General features: G+C 57.9%; 31 protein-coding genes. 3 read left to right on the top strand and 28 right to left on the bottom strand.

Features of this window, described 5'->3' with window-relative positions:
• Positions 1–117: 117 nt before the first annotated feature.
• The 28 genes from rplQ to rplC all read right to left on the bottom strand — a co-directional run bounded on the left by rplQ (position 118) and on the right by rplC (position 14,215).
• Positions 118–513 (bottom strand): 50S ribosomal protein L17, encoded by a 396-nt coding sequence (gene rplQ / locus ACQ4MM_RS17440; RefSeq protein WP_090436005.1) that lies wholly within the window; start codon positions 511–513, stop codon positions 118–120.
• Between the two features lie 183 nt (positions 514–696).
• Positions 697–1,674 (bottom strand): DNA-directed RNA polymerase subunit alpha, encoded by a 978-nt coding sequence (locus ACQ4MM_RS17435; protein WP_028101643.1) that lies wholly within the window; start codon positions 1,672–1,674, stop codon positions 697–699.
• 102 nt (positions 1,675–1,776) lie between these two features.
• The gene (gene rpsD / locus ACQ4MM_RS17430) at positions 1,777–2,400 is read right to left on the bottom strand and encodes a 30S ribosomal protein S4 (RefSeq protein ID WP_431478521.1); all 624 of its coding nucleotides are present in this window, start codon (positions 2,398–2,400) and stop codon (positions 1,777–1,779) included.
• Between the two features lie 237 nt (positions 2,401–2,637).
• Entirely contained in the window at positions 2,638–3,042 is a 405-nt protein-coding gene (gene rpsK, locus ACQ4MM_RS17425) for a 30S ribosomal protein S11 (RefSeq protein WP_028101645.1), read from the bottom strand.
• A 14-nt stretch (positions 3,043–3,056) separates the two neighbouring features.
• The gene (rpsM, locus tag ACQ4MM_RS17420; protein ID WP_431478520.1) at positions 3,057–3,422 is read right to left on the bottom strand and encodes a 30S ribosomal protein S13; all 366 of its coding nucleotides are present in this window, start codon (positions 3,420–3,422) and stop codon (positions 3,057–3,059) included.
• A 16-nt stretch (positions 3,423–3,438) separates the two neighbouring features.
• A complete protein-coding gene (gene rpmJ / locus ACQ4MM_RS17415) occupies positions 3,439–3,552 on the bottom strand; it encodes a 50S ribosomal protein L36 (protein WP_082507582.1) in 114 nt (37 codons plus the stop codon).
• A gap of 36 nt (positions 3,553–3,588) precedes the next feature.
• Positions 3,589–3,807 carry a translation initiation factor IF-1 gene (gene infA, locus ACQ4MM_RS17410; protein WP_005663428.1) on the bottom strand — a complete coding sequence of 73 codons (219 nt, stop codon included), beginning with the start codon at positions 3,805–3,807 and terminating at the stop codon, positions 3,589–3,591.
• A gap of 1 nt (position 3,808) precedes the next feature.
• The gene (gene secY, locus ACQ4MM_RS17405; RefSeq protein ID WP_431478519.1) at positions 3,809–5,143 is read right to left on the bottom strand and encodes a preprotein translocase subunit SecY; all 1,335 of its coding nucleotides are present in this window, start codon (positions 5,141–5,143) and stop codon (positions 3,809–3,811) included.
• 26 nt (positions 5,144–5,169) lie between these two features.
• Positions 5,170–5,601 carry a 50S ribosomal protein L15 gene (rplO, locus tag ACQ4MM_RS17400; protein WP_028101648.1) on the bottom strand — a complete coding sequence of 144 codons (432 nt, stop codon included), beginning with the start codon at positions 5,599–5,601 and terminating at the stop codon, positions 5,170–5,172.
• Positions 5,602–5,627: 26 nt separating this feature from the next.
• On the bottom strand, positions 5,628–5,804 hold the full coding sequence (gene rpmD, locus ACQ4MM_RS17395) for a 50S ribosomal protein L30 (protein WP_035373423.1): 177 nt from the start codon (positions 5,802–5,804) through the stop codon (positions 5,628–5,630).
• A 14-nt stretch (positions 5,805–5,818) separates the two neighbouring features.
• Complete coding sequence (gene rpsE / locus ACQ4MM_RS17390) at positions 5,819–6,337, bottom strand: 30S ribosomal protein S5 (RefSeq protein WP_055937650.1); 519 nt, start codon at positions 6,335–6,337, stop codon at positions 5,819–5,821.
• Positions 6,338–6,347: 10 nt separating this feature from the next.
• On the bottom strand, positions 6,348–6,710 hold the full coding sequence (gene rplR, locus ACQ4MM_RS17385) for a 50S ribosomal protein L18 (RefSeq protein WP_028101651.1): 363 nt from the start codon (positions 6,708–6,710) through the stop codon (positions 6,348–6,350).
• Positions 6,711–6,723: 13 nt separating this feature from the next.
• Positions 6,724–7,257: a 50S ribosomal protein L6 gene (gene rplF, locus ACQ4MM_RS17380; RefSeq protein WP_055937648.1), complete on the bottom strand. Its 534-nt coding sequence runs from the start codon at positions 7,255–7,257 to the stop codon at positions 6,724–6,726.
• An 11-nt stretch (positions 7,258–7,268) separates the two neighbouring features.
• A complete protein-coding gene (rpsH, locus tag ACQ4MM_RS17375) occupies positions 7,269–7,664 on the bottom strand; it encodes a 30S ribosomal protein S8 (protein ID WP_155452624.1) in 396 nt (131 codons plus the stop codon).
• 14 nt (positions 7,665–7,678) lie between these two features.
• Positions 7,679–7,984 carry a 30S ribosomal protein S14 gene (gene rpsN / locus ACQ4MM_RS17370; RefSeq protein WP_431478518.1) on the bottom strand — a complete coding sequence of 102 codons (306 nt, stop codon included), beginning with the start codon at positions 7,982–7,984 and terminating at the stop codon, positions 7,679–7,681.
• A 6-nt stretch (positions 7,985–7,990) separates the two neighbouring features.
• Entirely contained in the window at positions 7,991–8,530 is a 540-nt protein-coding gene (gene rplE, locus ACQ4MM_RS17365) for a 50S ribosomal protein L5 (protein ID WP_090436008.1), read from the bottom strand.
• A 6-nt stretch (positions 8,531–8,536) separates the two neighbouring features.
• Positions 8,537–8,851, bottom strand: a complete 315-nt coding sequence (rplX, locus tag ACQ4MM_RS17360) for a 50S ribosomal protein L24 (protein WP_055937637.1) — start codon at positions 8,849–8,851, stop codon at positions 8,537–8,539.
• 11 nt (positions 8,852–8,862) lie between these two features.
• Positions 8,863–9,231, bottom strand: a complete 369-nt coding sequence (gene rplN / locus ACQ4MM_RS17355) for a 50S ribosomal protein L14 (RefSeq protein ID WP_028101657.1) — start codon at positions 9,229–9,231, stop codon at positions 8,863–8,865.
• A gap of 249 nt (positions 9,232–9,480) precedes the next feature.
• On the bottom strand, positions 9,481–9,747 hold the full coding sequence (gene rpsQ / locus ACQ4MM_RS17350; protein ID WP_055937633.1) for a 30S ribosomal protein S17: 267 nt from the start codon (positions 9,745–9,747) through the stop codon (positions 9,481–9,483).
• Positions 9,744–9,935: a 50S ribosomal protein L29 gene (gene rpmC / locus ACQ4MM_RS17345; RefSeq protein WP_028101659.1), complete on the bottom strand. Its 192-nt coding sequence runs from the start codon at positions 9,933–9,935 to the stop codon at positions 9,744–9,746. Before rpmC ends, rpsQ begins: the two co-directional genes overlap by 4 nt.
• A 12-nt stretch (positions 9,936–9,947) precedes the next feature.
• A complete protein-coding gene (gene rplP / locus ACQ4MM_RS17340; protein ID WP_028101660.1) occupies positions 9,948–10,367 on the bottom strand; it encodes a 50S ribosomal protein L16 in 420 nt (139 codons plus the stop codon).
• A 2-nt stretch (positions 10,368–10,369) separates the two neighbouring features.
• Positions 10,370–11,170 (bottom strand): 30S ribosomal protein S3, encoded by an 801-nt coding sequence (gene rpsC / locus ACQ4MM_RS17335; protein WP_055937629.1) that lies wholly within the window; start codon positions 11,168–11,170, stop codon positions 10,370–10,372.
• Between the two features lie 9 nt (positions 11,171–11,179).
• A complete protein-coding gene (gene rplV, locus ACQ4MM_RS17330) occupies positions 11,180–11,512 on the bottom strand; it encodes a 50S ribosomal protein L22 (RefSeq protein ID WP_170860297.1) in 333 nt (110 codons plus the stop codon).
• Positions 11,509–11,784 (bottom strand): 30S ribosomal protein S19, encoded by a 276-nt coding sequence (gene rpsS, locus ACQ4MM_RS17325; protein WP_055937623.1) that lies wholly within the window; start codon positions 11,782–11,784, stop codon positions 11,509–11,511. The genes rplV and rpsS overlap by 4 nt, the downstream gene beginning before the upstream one ends.
• Positions 11,785–11,793: 9 nt before the next feature.
• Positions 11,794–12,621, bottom strand: a complete 828-nt coding sequence (gene rplB / locus ACQ4MM_RS17320; protein ID WP_055937620.1) for a 50S ribosomal protein L2 — start codon at positions 12,619–12,621, stop codon at positions 11,794–11,796.
• Positions 12,621–12,938 (bottom strand): 50S ribosomal protein L23, encoded by a 318-nt coding sequence (gene rplW, locus ACQ4MM_RS17315; protein WP_028101665.1) that lies wholly within the window; start codon positions 12,936–12,938, stop codon positions 12,621–12,623. Before rplW ends, rplB begins: the two co-directional genes overlap by 1 nt.
• The gene (rplD, locus tag ACQ4MM_RS17310) at positions 12,935–13,555 is read right to left on the bottom strand and encodes a 50S ribosomal protein L4 (RefSeq protein ID WP_431478517.1); all 621 of its coding nucleotides are present in this window, start codon (positions 13,553–13,555) and stop codon (positions 12,935–12,937) included. The genes rplW and rplD overlap by 4 nt, the downstream gene beginning before the upstream one ends.
• 3 nt (positions 13,556–13,558) lie before the next feature.
• Entirely contained in the window at positions 13,559–14,215 is a 657-nt protein-coding gene (gene rplC, locus ACQ4MM_RS17305) for a 50S ribosomal protein L3 (RefSeq protein ID WP_431478516.1), read from the bottom strand.
• Between the two features lie 229 nt (positions 14,216–14,444).
• Here rplC and ACQ4MM_RS17300 point away from each other — a divergent pair, with 229 nt between their 5' ends.
• The 3 genes from ACQ4MM_RS17300 to ACQ4MM_RS17290 all read left to right on the top strand — a co-directional run bounded on the left by ACQ4MM_RS17300 (position 14,445) and on the right by ACQ4MM_RS17290 (position 17,074).
• On the top strand, positions 14,445–15,179 hold the full coding sequence (locus ACQ4MM_RS17300; protein WP_431478515.1) for a PEP-CTERM sorting domain-containing protein: 735 nt from the start codon (positions 14,445–14,447) through the stop codon (positions 15,177–15,179).
• Positions 15,180–15,258: 79 nt separating this feature from the next.
• The gene (locus tag ACQ4MM_RS17295; protein ID WP_431478514.1) at positions 15,259–16,623 is read left to right on the top strand and encodes a family 43 glycosylhydrolase; all 1,365 of its coding nucleotides are present in this window, start codon (positions 15,259–15,261) and stop codon (positions 16,621–16,623) included.
• An 82-nt stretch (positions 16,624–16,705) separates the two neighbouring features.
• Complete coding sequence (locus ACQ4MM_RS17290; protein WP_431478513.1) at positions 16,706–17,074, top strand: DUF2784 domain-containing protein; 369 nt, start codon at positions 16,706–16,708, stop codon at positions 17,072–17,074.
• Positions 17,075–17,247 lie beyond the last annotated feature (173 nt).

The raw sequence follows: 17,247 nt of genomic DNA, 5'->3' as shown, positions 1-17,247 counted from the left end.
GGAATCGATCGGGCACGCCAATGGTACACCGGGCGGCTTAACGCCGCTTTAAGCTGCTACCAGTTGGCAATAAAAAAAGCCGGGCAATGCCCGGCTTTTCAATAAACCTGTCTGAAATTACTCAGCGGTTGGTGCCTCGTCAGCAGAGCTGACTTCTGGACGGTCCAGCAGCTCGATGAAAGCCATTGGAGCGTTGTCGCCATGACGGAAACCCATTTTCAGGATACGCAGGTAGCCGCCGTTGCGGTTTGCGTAGCGTGGGCCCAGTTCAGCGAACAGCTTCAGAACCATCTCGCGGTCGCGCAGACGGGAGAAAGCCAGGCGCTTGTTGGCCAGGGTGTCGGTCTTGCCCAGGGTCAGGATTGGTTCCACAACGCGACGCAGTTCCTTGGCCTTTGGCAGGGTGGTCTTGATCGCTTCGTGACGCAGCAGCGAAACAGTCATGTTGCGCAGCATTGCCAGACGGTGGGACGAGGTACGGTTCAGTTTACGGAGGCCGTTACGGTGACGCATGGTACTTCCTTTCGATGTTGTTTAAATCCGAGATCTTCGATCGCCTTTCACCGAGGTGAGTGGCGCGGTCCGGTTCAGGTTAAATACGCCCGGTGCAAAAGGCACCAGACGGGTACGGCTAATCAGTTGGTAACAGGGCAGAACATCGCTGCGCGATGTCCGGCACTGTCACCAAATCATCAATTACTTCTCCAGACCAGCCGGTGGCCAGTTCTCGAGTTTCATGCCCAAGGTCAGGCCGCGCGATGCCAGCACTTCCTTGATTTCGTTGAGCGACTTGCGGCCCAGGTTCGGGGTCTTCAGCAGCTCGTTTTCGGTACGCTGGATCAGGTCGCCGATGTAGTAGATGTTTTCTGCTTTCAGGCAGTTGGCCGAACGCACGGTCAGTTCCAGGTCGTCCACTGGACGCAGCAGGATCGGATCGACCATTGGAGCACGCGATGGCGCTTCAGCGGTGGTTTCGGTGCCTTCCAGGGCAGCAAACACGTTCAACTGGTCGACCAGCACGCGGGCCGATTGACGGATCGCTTCTTCCGGGGTGATCACGCCATTGGTTTCAATGTTGATGATCAGCTTGTCCAGGTCGGTACGCTGTTCCACACGTGCCGATTCGACAGCGTAGGAAACACGGCGCACTGGCGAGAACGATGCGTCCAGGATGATGCGGCCGATGGTCTTGTTGGCATCTTCCGACAGGCGACGCACGTTACCAGGAACGTAGCCGCGGCCTTTTTCGACCTTGATCTGCATGTCCAGCTTGCCGCCAGCGGTCAGGTTGGCGATCACGTGGTCCGGGTTGATCAGTTCCACGTCGTGTGGCAGGTCGATGTCCGACGCCATCACGGGGCCTTCGCCTTCCTTCTTCAGGGTCAGGGTCACGGAGTCACGGTTGTGCACCTTGAACACGACGCCCTTCAGGTTCAGCAGCAGGTCCACCACGTCTTCCTGCACGCCGTCCAGCGAGGAGTACTCGTGAACGACACCGGCGATGGTGACTTCGGTCGGCGCGTAGCCGGTCATCGAAGACAGCAGCACGCGGCGCAGCGCGTTGCCCAGAGTGTGGCCGTAGCCGCGCTCGAATGGCTCCATCACGACTTTGGCGTGACCGTGGCCCAGGGCTTCAACATCGATAATACGTGGTTTCAACAAGCTATTTTGCATGTAAATGTCCTTTTCATTACCCTCGGCTCGTTACACCGATAAGGCTGATGGCATTAAATGGAAAAGGCGGGACCGCGTCCCGCCTTGGTACAGCACCCGCGATTAACGGGAATACAGTTCGACGATCAGCGATTCGTTGACGTCAGCAGCGATTTCGTTGCGCTCTGGCAGGGACTTGAAGGTACCTTCCATTTTCTTGGAGTCAACCGACACCCAAGCTGCCATGCCAACTTGTTCAGCCAGCGACAGCGCTTCAACGATACGGGTCTGCTTCTTCGACTTTTCGCGCACAGCGATCACGTCGCCGGTCTTCACGTTGAACGAAGGGATGTTCACCACTTGGCCGTTCACGGTGAAGGCTTTGTGGGATACCAGCTGACGCGCTTCAGCGCGGGTCGAGCCGAAGCCCATGCGATAAGCAACGTTGTCCAGGCGGGATTCCAGCAAGGACAGCAGGGTTTCGCCGGTTGGGCCCTTGCGGCGCTCAGCTTCAGCGAAGTAGCGACGGAACTGGCGTTCCAGCACGCCGTACATACGCTTGACCTTCTGCTTTTCGCGCAGCTGGTTGCCGTAGTCGGAGGTGCGGGCGCCGGATTTCACGCCGTGCTGGCCTGGCTTGACGTCCAGTTTGCACTTGGAATCCAGCGAGCGGCGTGCGCTCTTCAGGAACAGGTCGGTGCCTTCACGGCGGGACAGTTTTGCTTTTGGTCCGATATAACGTGCCACGGTATTTTCCTTAATGATTTAAATGACGCCCCAGCCGCATCGGAATGCGGTTAGGCGCTAGCCTGGCTCACAGTCAGCGCAGGCGGTGGCTCAACATTGCCAGTCCGGCCACCAAAAGCGGCGCGGAAAGGCGAAAATAGCCGGACAGTATAACCGTTTCCGGTTCACTGTTCCAGCGATTTTGATTGCAGAAGACGGTGGCCGGTTCACACCGAACCGGCCAATGTCAGACTGAAATTAGATACGACGACGCTTTGGAGGACGGCAGCCGTTGTGCGGCACTGGGGTAACGTCCTGGATCTCGGTGATCTTGATGCCCAGGTTGTTCAGTGCGCGAACAGCGGATTCGCGGCCAGGACCAGGGCCCTTGATGCGAACTTCCAGGTTCTTCACGCCGCATTCCTGCGCAACTTTACCAGCGGCTTCAGCAGCAACCTGCGCTGCGAACGGGGTCGACTTACGCGAACCCTTGAAGCCAGCACCACCGGAGGTCGCCCACGACAGAGCATTGCCCTGACGGTCGGTGATGGTGATGATGGTGTTGTTGAAGGAAGCGTGAACGTGTGCGATACCTTCAGCGACGTTCTTCTTGACTTTCTTGCGTACGCGAGCGGCTGCTGCGGAGCTTTGTTGCTTAGCCATAGTAGTTTCCTAGATTATTTCTTCAGCGATTGAGCGGCTTTGCGCGGGCCCTTGCGGGTACGTGCATTGGTGCGGGTACGCTGACCGCGGACCGGCAGGCCCTTACGGTGACGCATGCCGCGGTAGCAGCCCAGGTCCATCAGACGCTTGATGTTCATCGACAGCTCGCGGCGCAGGTCGCCTTCCACGATGAATTTGCCGATTTCGTCACGCAGCTTCTCGAGTTCGCTGTCGTCCAGGTCCTTGACCTTCTTGTTGGTTGCAACGCCGGCTTGTGCGCAGATGAACTGCGAACGAGGACGGCCGATACCGTAGATCTCGGTCAGGCCGATAACGGTGTGCTTATGGTTTGGGATATTAACCCCTGCAATACGTGCCATTCGTTATTCCCTCGAATTAACCTTGACGCTGCTTGTGACGAGCTTCCACGCAGATTACGCGGACCACGCCCTTGCGCTTGATGATCTTGCAGTTGCGGCAGATGCGCTTAACTGAAGCGTTAACTTTCATGATTGCACTCTCTTATGTTCGAAATTGCTTAATTAATTACTTTGTCCGGAACACAATACGGGCCCGGCTCAGGTCGTACGGCGTCAATTCAACCGTGACCTTGTCGCCAGGGAGAATGCGGATATAGTTCATCCGCATTTTACCCGAAATATGCCCGAGTACCACGTGGCCGTTTTCCAGCTTTACTCGAAAAGTTGCATTAGGCAAGTTCTCCAGGATCTCGCCCTGCATCTGAATGACGTCGTCTTTTGCCATTTTATCGTGTCGGAAGCCCGCCCTTGAAGTTAGCTTTGCGCAGCAGCGATTCATATTGCTGCGACATCACATAGTTTTGTACTTGGGCCATGAAGTCCATGGTCACAACTACAATAATCAACAGCGAAGTACCACCAAAATAGAACGACACCTTCCACTGGGCTTGCATGAATTCCGGCAGCAAGCACACGGCGGTGATGTACACGGCGCCCGCCAGGGTCAATCGCATCAGGATCTTGTCGATGTAACGGGCTGTCTGCTCACCGGGACGAATCCCTGGCACAAAGGCCCCGCTCTTCTTCAAGTTGTCCGCAGTTTCTTTGCTGTTGAACACCAGAGCGGTGTAGAAGAAGCAGAAGAAAATGATTGCCACGGCGTACAGCAGTGCATGGATTGGCTCACCAGGAGCCATCGACGCAGCCAGATCTTTCAGGAAGCGCACAACAGGGTTGCTGTTGTCCGCACCTTTCGAAAACCAGTCCACGATGGTAGCCGGGAACAAGATAATCGACGAAGCGAAGATCGGCGGAATCACGCCTGCCATATTGAGCTTGAGCGGCAGGTGGCTGGTCTGCCCACCGTAGATCTTGTTACCGACCTGACGTTTGGCATAGTTGACCAGGATCTTGCGCTGGCCACGTTCGACGAACACCACGGCATAGGTGACGGCTGCCACCAGGACCACGATGAGGATCCCCGAGAAAGCGTTGATCTGGTTGTTGCTGACCTGGGTGAACAAGCCACCCAAGGCACTCGGCAAACCAGCCGCGATACCGGCGAAGATGATGATCGAGATGCCGTTACCAAGACCGCGCTCGGTAATCTGCTCGCCCAACCACATCACGAACATGGTGCCGGTCAGCAACGTCACCACGGTGACGAAGCGGAAGGCCATGCCAGGGTCGATCACCAGGCCGGGCTGGGATTCCAGCGCGACCGCGATGCCGAACGCCTGGAACAGAGCCAGACCGACAGTTGCATAGCGGGTGTATTGGGTAATCTTGCGACGGCCCGATTCACCTTCTTTTTTCAGCGCCTCCATGGTCGGCGACACGATCGACACCAGTTGCATGATGATCGAGGCCGAAATGTATGGAGTAATGCCCAGGGCAAAGATCGTGAAACGCGACAGCGCGCCACCCGAGAACATGTTGAACATGCCCAGGATGCCGTTCTGCTGCGATTCAAACAACCGTGCCAGCTCTACCGGGTTGACACCCGGCACAGGGATGTGTGCACCGATACGGTACACCACCAGAGCGCCCAGCAAAAACCACAGCCGGTTCCAGGGGAAGCCGGCGGCGGCGGATTTAGCAAGCTGTTGGTTTGTTGCCAATTTTCGCTCCGATTAAGCTAGCTGACTCAGGCTACCGAGCCGCCAGCTGCTTCGATGGCTGCTTTCGCGCCAGCGGTCACTTTCAGGCCTTTTACGGTCACTGCTTTAGTGATTTCGCCGGAAGCGATAACACGTACGTCGCGTGCCAGAACATTCAGCACGCCGGCCTGTTTCAGCACCAGGATGTCGACTTCACCGACAGCCAGGGCGTTCAGGTCGGACAGACGCACTTCAGCCTTGAAAGTGGCATTCAGGGATTTGAAGCCACGCTTAGGCAGACGACGCTGCAGAGGCATTTGACCGCCTTCGAAGCCGACTTTATGGAAGCCGCCCGAACGCGATTTCTGACCTTTGTGGCCACGGCCTGCGGTTTTACCCAGGCCAGAGCCGATACCGCGGCCAACGCGGCGCTTAGCGTGCTTCGCGCCTTCTGCTGGTTGAATGGTATTCAGTTGCATTGTTTTCTCCAGTTCCTAAGGGTCGCTTAGGAAACGACTTTAACGAGGTAGGCGACCTTGTTGATCATGCCGCGCACCGCAGGAGTGTCCTGCAGTTCGCTGACAGAGTTCACACGACGCAGGCCCAGGCCACGCACGGTTGCGCGGTGGTCTTGACGGGTGCCGATCAGGCCCTTCACCAGTTTGACTTTGATAGTGCTCATTGAAGTGCTCCCTATTAACCCAGGATCTCTTCAACCGACTTGCCGCGCTTGGCGGCGATGTCAGCTGGAGTGCTCATTTTGGCCAGGCCGTCCAGGGTGGCGCGCACCAGGTTGTATGGGTTGTTCGAGCCGGTGGATTTCGCCACGACGTCGGTCACGCCCATCACATCGAAGATAGCGCGCATTGCGCCACCTGCGATCACGCCGGTACCTGGCTTGGCTGGCGACATCATCACTTTCGACGCGCCGTGGCGGCCGGTGACGGTGTGCTGCAGGGTGCCGTTCTTCAGAGGAACCTTGATCAGGTTGCGACGGGCTTCTTCCATTGCCTTCTGCACACCGACCGGAACTTCCTTCGACTTGCCCTTGCCCATGCCGATGCGGCCATCGCCGTCACCAACCACGGTCAGCGCGGCGAAGCCCATGATACGACCACCCTTGACCACTTTGGTCACGCGGTTGATCGCGATCATTTTTTCGCGCATGCCATCATCCGGCTTATCGGATGCCATTTTTGCTTGCATTTTTGCCATGATCGTACCCTTAGAACTTCAGGCCAGCTTCACGCGCGGCTTCAGCCAGCGCCTTGATGCGGCCGTGGTAACGGAAACCGGAGCGGTCGAAGGCGACTTCGGTGATGCCCGCTTTCAGTGCTTTTTCTGCGACACGCTTGCCGACCAGTGCGGCAGCGGCGGCATTGCCACCCTTGCCCGACTTGCCAGCCAGCTCGGCGCGAACTTCCGCTTCCACGGTCGAGGCCGAAACCAGAACTTTGGCGTCTGGGCTGATCAGGTTCGCGTAAATGTGCAGGTTAGTGCGGTGCACCGACAGGCGGTTCACTTTCAGTTGCGCGATCTTGATGCGAGTTTGACGTCCGCGGCGCAGACGAGATTCTTTTTTGTCCATCGTCAGCCCCTAATTACTTCTTCTTGGTTTCTTTGAGCTTAACCACTTCGTCCACATAGCGGACACCCTTGCCCTTGTAAGGCTCAGGGGAGCGGTAAGCACGCACTTCGGCAGCCACCTGGCCAACCTTTTGGCGATCTACGCCAGAGATGATGATCTCGGTTGGGGTCGGGGTTGCCACCTTGACGCCGGCAGGCATGTCGTGAACGACCGGGTGCGAGAAGCCCAGGGACAGGTTCAGCTTGTCGCCTTGAGCCTGGGCTTTGTAGCCCACGCCGACCAGGGACAGCTTCTTCTCGAAGCCCTTGGTTACGCCCACGACCATGTTGTTGACCAGAGCACGCAGGGTGCCGGACATGGCGTTCGATTCACGGCTGTCGTTCACCACGTCGAAGGACAGGGTGCCAGCGTTGTTTTCAACTTTAACCAGGCCGTTCAGGCTCTGGGTCAGGGTGCCCAGTGGGCCCTTGACGGTGATCGCTTGTGCGGAGATGGCAACTTCGGCGCCAGCAGGCACAACGATCGGCATTTTAGCTACACGAGACATTGTGTTACTCCTTAAGCCACGAAGCAGATGACTTCGCCACCAACACCGGTAGCGCGCGCCTTGCGATCGGTCATGACGCCTTGCGGGGTCGACACGATTGCCACGCCCAGGCCGTTCATCACGGTTGGGATCTCATCTTTGCCTTTGTAGATACGCAGGCCTGGACGCGAAACACGTTCCAGACGTTCGATCACAGGACGGCCTACATAATATTTCAAACCGATTTTCAGTTCCGACTTGCCCTCAGAGGTGGACACGGCGAAATCTTCAATGTAACCCTCGTCTTTCAGGACGTTGGCAATCGCAACTTTAACCTTCGACGATGGCATTGCCACGGAGGTCTTTTGCACGGTTTGTGCGTTGCGAATACGGGTCAGCATATCGGCGATAGGATCGCTCATACTCATTGCTTATTCTCCTATTACCAGCTGGCTTTGGTCATACCCGGGATCTCGCCACGCATGGCGAATTCACGGAGCTTGATACGACCCAGGCCGAATTTACGGAAGGTGCCACGTGGGCGACCGGTGACCTGGCAGCGGTTACGCTGACGGGTTGGAGCCGAGTTACGCGGCAGTGCCTGCAGTTTCAGGCGTGCTTCGTAACGCTCTTCTTCCGACTTGGTCTGGTCATCAATGATGGCCTTCAGAGAGGCGCGCTTGGCAGCAAACTTGGCTACCAGGTCAGCACGCTTCTGTTCACGGTTAATCAGTGCGAGTTTTGCCATGATCGTTTAGTTCCTGAACGGGAATTTAAAGGCGGCGAGCAGCGCTTTGGCTTCATCGTCGGTCTTCGCGGTGGTGGTGATCGAAATGTTCATACCACGCAGTGCGTCGATCTTGTCGTACTCGATTTCCGGGAAGATGATCTGTTCTTTCACGCCGATGTTGTAGTTACCACGGCCATCGAAGGATTTGCCAGACACACCACGGAAGTCACGCACGCGCGGCAGGGCCACGGTGATCAGACGGTCCAGGAATTCGTACATGCGGGCGCCGCGCAGGGTCACCATGGTACCGATCGGGTAGCCTTCGCGGATCTTGAAACCTGCGATTGCCTTACGGGCCTTGGTGATGACTGGCTTCTGGCCGGCGATCTTGGTCAGGTCGCCAACAGCGTGCTCGATGATTTTCTTGTCAGCCACGGCTTCCGAGAGACCCATGTTCAGGGTGATCTTGGTCAGGCGCGGCACTTCCATCACGGAGGTGTAACCGAATTTACCGGTCAGCTCAGCGACGATCTTGTCTTTATACAGTTGTTGCAGACGGGCCATTTCTGATTACCCTTTCACTACTTCGCCGGAGGACTTGAAGACGCGGACTTTTTTACCGTCCACTTCTTTGAAGCCTACGCGATCTGCCTTACCGGTCGCAGCGTTGAACAGAGCAACGTTGGACACGTGAATAGGCATGGTCTTATCGACGATGCCACCTTGAACACCAGTCATCGGGTTCGGCTTAACGGCTTTTTTAGCCACGTTAACGCCATCAACCACGACGTGCTCAGCGTCTACACGCTGGGTCACTACGCCGCGCTTGCCCTTGTCCTTACCAGTCAGGACGATGACTTCGTCGTTTTTGCGAATCTTATCCATTGTCTGACTCCTTACAGGACTTCCGGTGCCAGGGACACGATCTTCATGAACTTTTCAGTGCGCAGTTCGCGCGTCACTGGTCCAAAGATACGGGTACCGATCGGTTCCAGCTTGTTGTTCAGCAGGACAGCAGCATTGCCGTCGAACTTCACCAGCGAACCGTCCTGGCGACGCACACCCTTAGCGGTGCGCACTACCACGGCGTTATAAATTTCACCTTTTTTGACACGGCCGCGAGGCTGAGCCACCTTAACGGTGACCTTGATCACGTCGCCGATGCCAGCGTAACGGCGCTTGGAACCGCCCAACACCTTGATGCACATGACTTCCTTGGCACCGGTGTTGTCGGCCACTTCGAGCCGGCTTTCAGTTTGAATCATAGTTATCTCTTTCCCAACTTAAGCCGAAGAATCCACACAATGCGGATATCGGTCAGTCTTGGTCCCGCCAGCCAAAATGGCTGATTGGGTGCTTGATCTTCATACAAGTACTGACCGCTATCGCGTCTGCGGAGAGAAACTTTGCGGCGGATACATGGACGAAGCCCGCAAGTATCACATAAAACCTGCGGGCCTGCAAGAACTAATTAAATTGTGGCCGGCAGCTCGCGCTCCCGGCTGGCAACTTACTTAGACGATTTGTGCAGCTTGCACTACACGGGTCACCGTCCACGCCTTCGTTTTGGAGATCGGACGACCTTCCACGATCTCTACCGTGTCACCGGCTTTGACCTGGTTGGTCTCGTCGTGCGCGTGGTACTTGGCGCTACGCACGATGATCTTGCCATACAGAGGGTGCTTGACGTGACGTTCGATCAGAACGGTAACGGTCTTGTCCATCTTGTCGGACACGACTTTACCGATCAGAGTACGCTTCAGCTTAACTTGTTCGGTCATTTCGCTTCCTTCGAGTTCATTACCGTTTTCACGCGGGCGATGTCGCGGCGGACCTTCTTCAGCTGCGAGCTGTTGCCCAGCTGCTGGGTAGCAGCTTGCATGCGCAGACCGAACTGCGCCTTCAGCAGGTCGTTCAGTTCCTTCTGCAGTGCAGCCTGGTCTTTGCCACGGAGTTCAGATGCTTTCATATTTCACTCCAATTATTGGCCAACCTGGCGCACCACGAAGGTGGTAGCCAGAGGCAGTTTAGCAGCAGCCAGACGGAACGCTTCGCGTGCCAGTTCCTCGCCAACGCCATCCATTTCGTACAGGACTTTGCCTGGACGGATTTCGGCAACGTAGTACTCCGGATTACCTTTACCGTTACCCATACGGACTTCGGCAGGCTTGTTGGAGATCGGCTTGTCTGGGAATACACGGATCCAGATACGGCCACCACGTTTGATGTGACGGGTCATCGCACGACGTGCGGACTCGATCTGGCGCGCGGTGATACGACCACGTGCCACGGCCTTCAGGCCGAACTCACCGAACGACACGTTAGTGCCGGTGGAGTGCGAAATGCCGGTGTTGCGGCCTTTCTGCTCTTTACGATATTTCCTGCGGCTAGGTTGCAGCATGCTTATTCTCCTGCTTTATCAGCTGCAGCCGGCTTGGCAGCGCGGCGGGCGGCTGGTGCGCCTGGTTTAGCACCGGCACCTGCTGGGCGGCGGCCTGCTGGCTTGCCGTCTTCGCGGCGCGGGCCACGTGGCTTCTTCTCTTCAGCCGGGGTGTCGATGACTGGTGCTTCGCCGGTGGCGGAGCGGTCACCCTTGTACACCCACACCTTGACACCGATGATGCCGTAGGTGGTGGAGGCTTCGGAGGTACCGTAGTCGATGTCCGCCTTCAGGGTATGCAGCGGCACGCGGCCTTCGCGATACCATTCGGTACGGGCGATCTCGATGCCGTTCAGACGACCGGAGGACATGATCTTGATGCCCTGGGCGCCCAGGCGCATTGCGTTCTGCATGGCGCGCTTCATGGCGCGGCGGAACATAATACGCTTTTCCAGCTGCTGCGAGATCGAGTCAGCGATCAGCTGAGCGTCGATTTCCGGCTTGCGGATTTCTTCGATATTCACGTGCACTGGCACGCCCATGATCTTGGTCAGGGCGGACTTCAGCACTTCGATGTCTTCGCCCTTCTTGCCGATCACGACGCCAGGACGCGAGCTGTACACGGTGAAGCGGGCGTTCTTGGCAGGACGCTCGATCACGATGCGGCCGACGGAAGCGTTTTTCAGCTTCTTTTTCAGGAAAGCACGTGCCTTCAGGTCTTCGTTCAGCATCGAAGCGAAGTTACCGTTGGTTGCGTACCAGCGAGATGCCCAGTTACGGGTGACCGCCAGACGGAAACCGGTTGGATGAATTTTCTGACCCATCGCAGCTCCTTAGTTACCGACAGTCACGTAAATGTGACAGGATTGTTTCGAGATACGGTCGCCACGACCTTTAGCGCGTGCAGTGAAGCGCTTCAGGACTGGGCCCTTTTCGACGTAGATCGTTTTCACGACCAGCTCGTCGATGTCGGCACCGTCGTTGTGCTCGGCGTTCGCAATCGCGGACTCCAGCACTTTCTTGACGATGAACGCGCCTTTCTTAGGGCTGAACTGCAGGATGTTCAGCGCAGCGTCAACCTTCTTGCCGCGAATCAGGTCAGCGATCAGGCGACCCTTTTGATCCGACAGGCGCACGCCTTTGAGGATAGCTTTGGTTTCCATTATTTCTTAGCCTTTTTGTCAGCAGCGTGGCCCTTGAAGGTACGGGTCAGCGCGAATTCGCCGAGCTTGTGACCAACCATGTTCTCGGAAACGTACACAGGCACGTGGACCTTGCCGTTGTGCACGGCAATGGTCAGACCGATGAAGTCAGGCATGATCGTCGAGCGACGGGACCAGGTTTTAATTGGCTTTTTGTCTTTGGTCGCTTGCGCGGTCTCGACTTTTTTCACCAGGTGGGCGTCGCAGAACGGCCCTTTTTTCAATGAACGAGTCATGGTTTATCCTTATTTCTTGCCGCGGCGAGAGACGATCATCGAAGAAGTACGCTTGTTGGAGCGAGTCTTCTTACCCTTGGTCTGCTGGCCCCATGGGGACACTGGATGACGACCAGCTGCGGTACGGCCTTCACCACCACCGTGCGGGTGGTCGATCGGGTTCATGACCACACCGCGGACGGTTGGGCGAACACCGCGCCAACGCATGGCACCGGCTTTACCGATCTTGCGCAGGCTGTGCTCAGCATTGCCGACTTCGCCGATGGTGGCGCGGCACTCGATGTGCACGCGGCGCACTTCGCCGGAGCGCAGGCGAACCTGGGCGTAGGTACCTTCACGGGCCATCAGGACCACAACAGCACCAGCGGTACGGGCCATCTGGGCACCTTTACCTGGCAGCATTTCCACGCAGTGGATGTTGGTGCCGACTGGGATGTTACGGATAGGCAGGCAGTTACCGGCCTTGATCGGCGCTTCCGAACCGTTCAGCAGGGTGTCGCCGACAGCAACGCCTTTAGGGGCGATGATGTACTTGCGCTCGCCGTCGGCGTAGCACAGCAGGGCGATGTGTGCGGTACGGTTTGGATCGTATTCGATACGTTCCACTTTCGCAGGGATGCCATCCTTGTTGCGCTTGAAGTCTACAATACGGTAGTGCTGCTTGTGGCCACCGCCGATGTGGCGGGTGGTGATGTGACCGTTGTTGTTACGGCCAGCAGTCTTCGACTTCTTTTCCAGCAGGGCGGCGAACGGACGACCTTTGTACAGGTCGCTGTTCACAACCTTCACCATGCCGCGACGGCCTGGGGAGGTTGGCTTCATCTTAACGAGTGCCATTATTTAGCCTCCTCGGTGAAATTGATTTCCTGGCCTGGCTTCAGGCACACGAAAGCACGCTTGGTGTGGTTGCGGCGACCGACGAAACGGCCGGAACGCTTGACCTTACCTTCGCGGTTCACGGTCTGCACCGATTCCACTTCAACCTTGAACAGCAGTTCAACGGCGGCCTTGATTTCTGGCTTGGTCGCATCCTTGGAAACCAGGAACACGATCTGTTCGTTCTTTTCCGCAACCATGGTGGCTTTTTCGGAAATGACCGGAGCCAGCAGCACCTTCATCAGGCGCTCTTCGCTGTGTTTGATAACTGCGCTCATGCCAGCATCTCCTCAATCTGTGCCAGGGCTGCCTTGGTGACCAGGACCTTCTTGTAGAAGACCAGGGACATTGGGTCAGCGTGACGTGGCTCGACAACCAGCACGTTCGGCAGGTTGCGGGAAGCCAGTTCCAGGTTTTCCTGGATGGTGTCGGTAACGATCAGGACCGAGTCCAGACCCATGCCGGTCAGCTTTTGCGACAGCAGCTTGGTCTTAGGAGCATCGATTGCGATATCTTCGATCACCACCAGGCGCTCTTCGCGAGCCAGCTGGGACAGGATCGAGCAGATACCTGCGCGATACATCTTCTTGTTCACTTTGTGGGTGAAGTTCTCGTCAGGCGAGTTCGGGAAGATGCGACCACCGCCGCGCCACAGTGGCGACGAGGACATACCAGCACGTGCACGGCCGGTACCTTTTTGGCGCCATGGCTTTTTCGTCGTGTGGTGGACTTCTTCACGGTCTTTTTGCTTGCGGTTACCGCTACGTGCGTTAGCAGCGTAAGCAACCACGACCTGGTGGATCAGCGCTTCGTTGTAATCACGACCGAAGACGGTGTCTGCGGCGGCGATGTTAGAGGCGGCTTGACCTTGCGCGTTCAAGAGCTTGAGTTCCATCGTTTAAGCTCCCTTCTTTGCTTTAACTTTAACAGCTGGCGACACAACAACCTGGCCGTTTTTCGCGCCTGGTACTGCACCCTTCACCAGCAACAGCTGGCGATCAGCATCGATACGAGCGATTTCCAGGTTCTGGGTGGTGACGGTGACGTCGCCCATGTGACCGGTCATGCGCTTACCTGGGAACACACGGCCTGGATCCTGCGCCATACCGATCGAGCCTGGTACGTTGTGCGAACGGGAGTTACCGTGGGTTTGACGACCCGATGCGAAGTTGTGACGCTTGATGGTACCGGCATAGCCTTTACCAATCGACACACCTTGCACGTCGATCTTCTGACCGACTTCGAACAGGGAAGCGGCGATAACTTCACCAGCTTTCAGTTCTGCAGCTTTTGCAGCGTCAACGCGGAATTCCTTCAGGAAGGAACCTGCTTCAACACCAGCTTTAGCGTAATGACCGGCAGCAGCTTTAGTCACGCGGGATGCGCGACGCTGACCGAAGACAACCTGAACAGCGGAATAACCATCCACTTCAGGAGTTTTGATTTGCGCAACACGGTTGTTCGACACGTCGACCACGGTGACTGGGATCGAATCCCCGTCATCGGTGAAGATGCGCATCATACCAACCTTGCGACCGAGGAGGCCAAGGCTCATTTTTTCTCCATTCCCACCTACGATTGGGCGGGGCTTTGTTTAACTACAAAAAAAGATACGGGCCATAAAAAAGACGAACCCATACCGAAGCCGGTTAGTGTACCGGCATTTGCCCCTTGACGCAACAGCTTTGTACGAGGTATGTCGGCGGTTTTGGCCACCCGGCAAGCGGGCGCCGCCATGAATTAACTTCCAGCTAAGATTGCCACCTTCGCGCAAGGAGGTAAGCATGGTTAAACTGACAATTCCTGCTGTCCTGGCCGCCCTGCTGGCCATTTCCCCTGCCCGCGCCGGCACTGTCGGCGCCACCCTGAGCCTGGAGCAGCTGCAGATCCAGACCAGCGGCAATGTCGCGTTCCAGCCCAGCTCCTGGGAAATGGCGTCGCGCATAATCAATGTCAGCAATGACCATGACGTTTCCCAGTACGACAGCCACCGCGATAGCTGGGCGCCGCTGGCCACCTCGGCCGCCCATGGCGGATCGCTGACCCACGGCAGCTGGAATGCCCTGGGCGGTGGCGGCGAGCTGGCGGTCTCGATGGTTGACAGCGACGCGCCATGGCGTTGGGGCAATACCGACTTGTGGACCAACACCTTTGTCTACCTCGCGCCGGGCGCCAGCATCACCGTCAGCGGCCAGGTCGCGCTGGAATTCGACAACAGCACCAGCGGCCAGGCCTTCGGCACCGGCATCGTTGGCGTCTGCCTCGACCTGGCGCCTGGAGAATGCGGCAACGATTATGGGCGCACCACCCGCCTGGCCGACGCTCCCGATGGCTATACCGACAACTTTTCTTTGAGCTGGACGAATACCACCGGCACCAACCAGCAACTGCTGTGGAGCACCAATCTGTCGGTCAGCGCCATCCCGCCATCGCCGGTGCCGGAACCGGCCGGCTGGGGCATGCTGGTGGGCGGGCTCGGCCTGCTGGGGGCATGCCGGAAACGGTATCGCAGCGCCTGAAAAACTCATTGGTGCCAGCCGGCAAGTACTCCTAATGTGGTGATGGGCCAGTGCGCCCTACAACCATAAAGGAGACCCAATGAAGAAACTGCTGGCAGTACTCTGCCTGTGCCTGCACGCCCTGGCGGCGCAGGCCATCAACCTGGCCGGGCTGCAGAACGCCCATGACCCCGGCACCATCACCAAGGATGGCGACACCTGGTTCAACTTCACCACCGGCAGCGGGATCTGGTATTCCACCTCGACCGACCTGGCCACCTGGCAAGGCGGCCCAGGGCCGGTGTTCAGCAGCTATCCAAGCTGGATCAGCAACAAGATCCCCAACTTCAGCGGTTCGTTCTGGGCGCCGGACGTGATCCACATGAACGGCTATTTCTACATTTACTACTCGGTCTCGACCTTCGGCACCTCCAGCTCGGCCATCGGCGTGGCGCGCTCGCCTTCGCTGAAGAACCCGGCCTGGACCGACCTCGGCATCGTGGTCGAATCGTTTGGCGGCAGCAGCGAGATCAATGCCATCGACCCGGCCCTGTACCGCGACCATGACGGCAAGGTGTATATGAGCTACGGCTCCTTCTTCGGCGGCATCGGCGTAGCGGAGATCAATCAATCGACCGGCAAGCTGGCCGGCAATGTCACAAAGATCTGGGGCGGCAACGGGCAGGACATCGAAGCGCCCTACATCACGCGCGACGGCGGCTACTACTACCTGTTCGTCAACCGCGGCGCCTGCTGCAAGGGTTCCAACAGCACCTACTACGTTGAAGTACAGCGCGCCACCAGCATCACCGGCCCCTACTCCGGCACCCGCACCGTGTTGCCCAATGTCGACGGCAAATACAAAGGCCCCGGCCATATCGGCGTGCTGAAGCAGGATGGCTGCAATTTCACCTCGATCCACTACTACGACCTGAACGACAGCGGCAATGCCAAGCTCGACATCCTGCGCATGACATACAGCGGCGGCTGGCCAGCGCTGACGCGCAACTTCAGCAACTTCGCCGGCTGCGGCGGCATGAGCGACGGGCCCTACGTGATCAAGTCGCGCCTGAGCGGCAAGGCACTGGCGCTCGCCAACGCTTCCACCAGCAACGGCGCCATGGTGCAACAGCAGAGTTACAGCGGTGGCAAGCACCAGCAGTGGTATGTGGTCGGTCACGGCGACGGCCAGTACAGCGTGATCAACGCCGGCAGCCTGCTCAGCCTGGACAACTGGGAAAACTCCACCAGCGCCGGCACCAATATCGCGCAATGGTCATACTGGGCCGGCAACGGCCAGCACTGGAGCTTCGCCAGCCCGTCCAGCGGCTGGTACACGGTAAAGAACCTGCTGAGCGGCTACGTGCTCGACGTGCAAAACAAGAGCACCGCCGAGAACGCGCAGATCATCCAGTGGCCGCTCACCAACGGCAGCAACCAGCAATGGAGCTTCACCCGCCCCTAAACGGCAGAGCCCGTGTCACACTTGGGGTGTGACCCCACGGTGTGACTCGGGCTCAACCATCTCGCGCGAGTAGAATGCCTGCATGCTACTTCGCTTCGCTGCCGATGCGCTCCTCGTGCTGCACCTGGCCTTCATCCTGTTTGCGCTGTGCGGCGCCGTCCTGGCGCTGCGCTGGCCGAGCGTGGTGCGAGTGCACTTGCCAGCGGCAGTGTGGGCAATCGGGATTGAGCTGACGGGCGCGATCTGCCCGCTCACCTACCTGGAAAACGCCTTACGCGTGCGCGCAGGCCAGCAAGGCTATGCGGATGGATTCATCGAGCATTACCTGCTGCCCCTGATCTACCCGGCTGGCCTGACGCCTGCCGTGCAGTACGTATTGGCGGGCGTCGTGCTGGGGGTAAACCTTTTGCTGTACGCGTGGCTGTGGCGGCGCCGCGGCGCTCGCCGTTGATCCGCAGGAGGCAATCGCCACTTGCTCGGGCAAACGTAGATAGCCGCGGAAGCTATCCGGCCGGCTGCGGCCCAACCTCGTTTGCAGAATCAGCATCAGGTCCTGGTAGGCGGCACTGTCCGGCGTCGGCGCACACGGTAGCGCCAGGCGATACGCCGGAGCGGCGCCATGTC

The sequence above is a fragment of the Massilia eburnea genome (assembly GCF_050709955.1).
Lineage (GTDB): Bacteria > Pseudomonadota > Gammaproteobacteria > Burkholderiales > Burkholderiaceae_D > Rugamonas > Rugamonas eburnea_A.
This window is presented reverse-complemented; position numbering and strand designations above follow the sequence as displayed.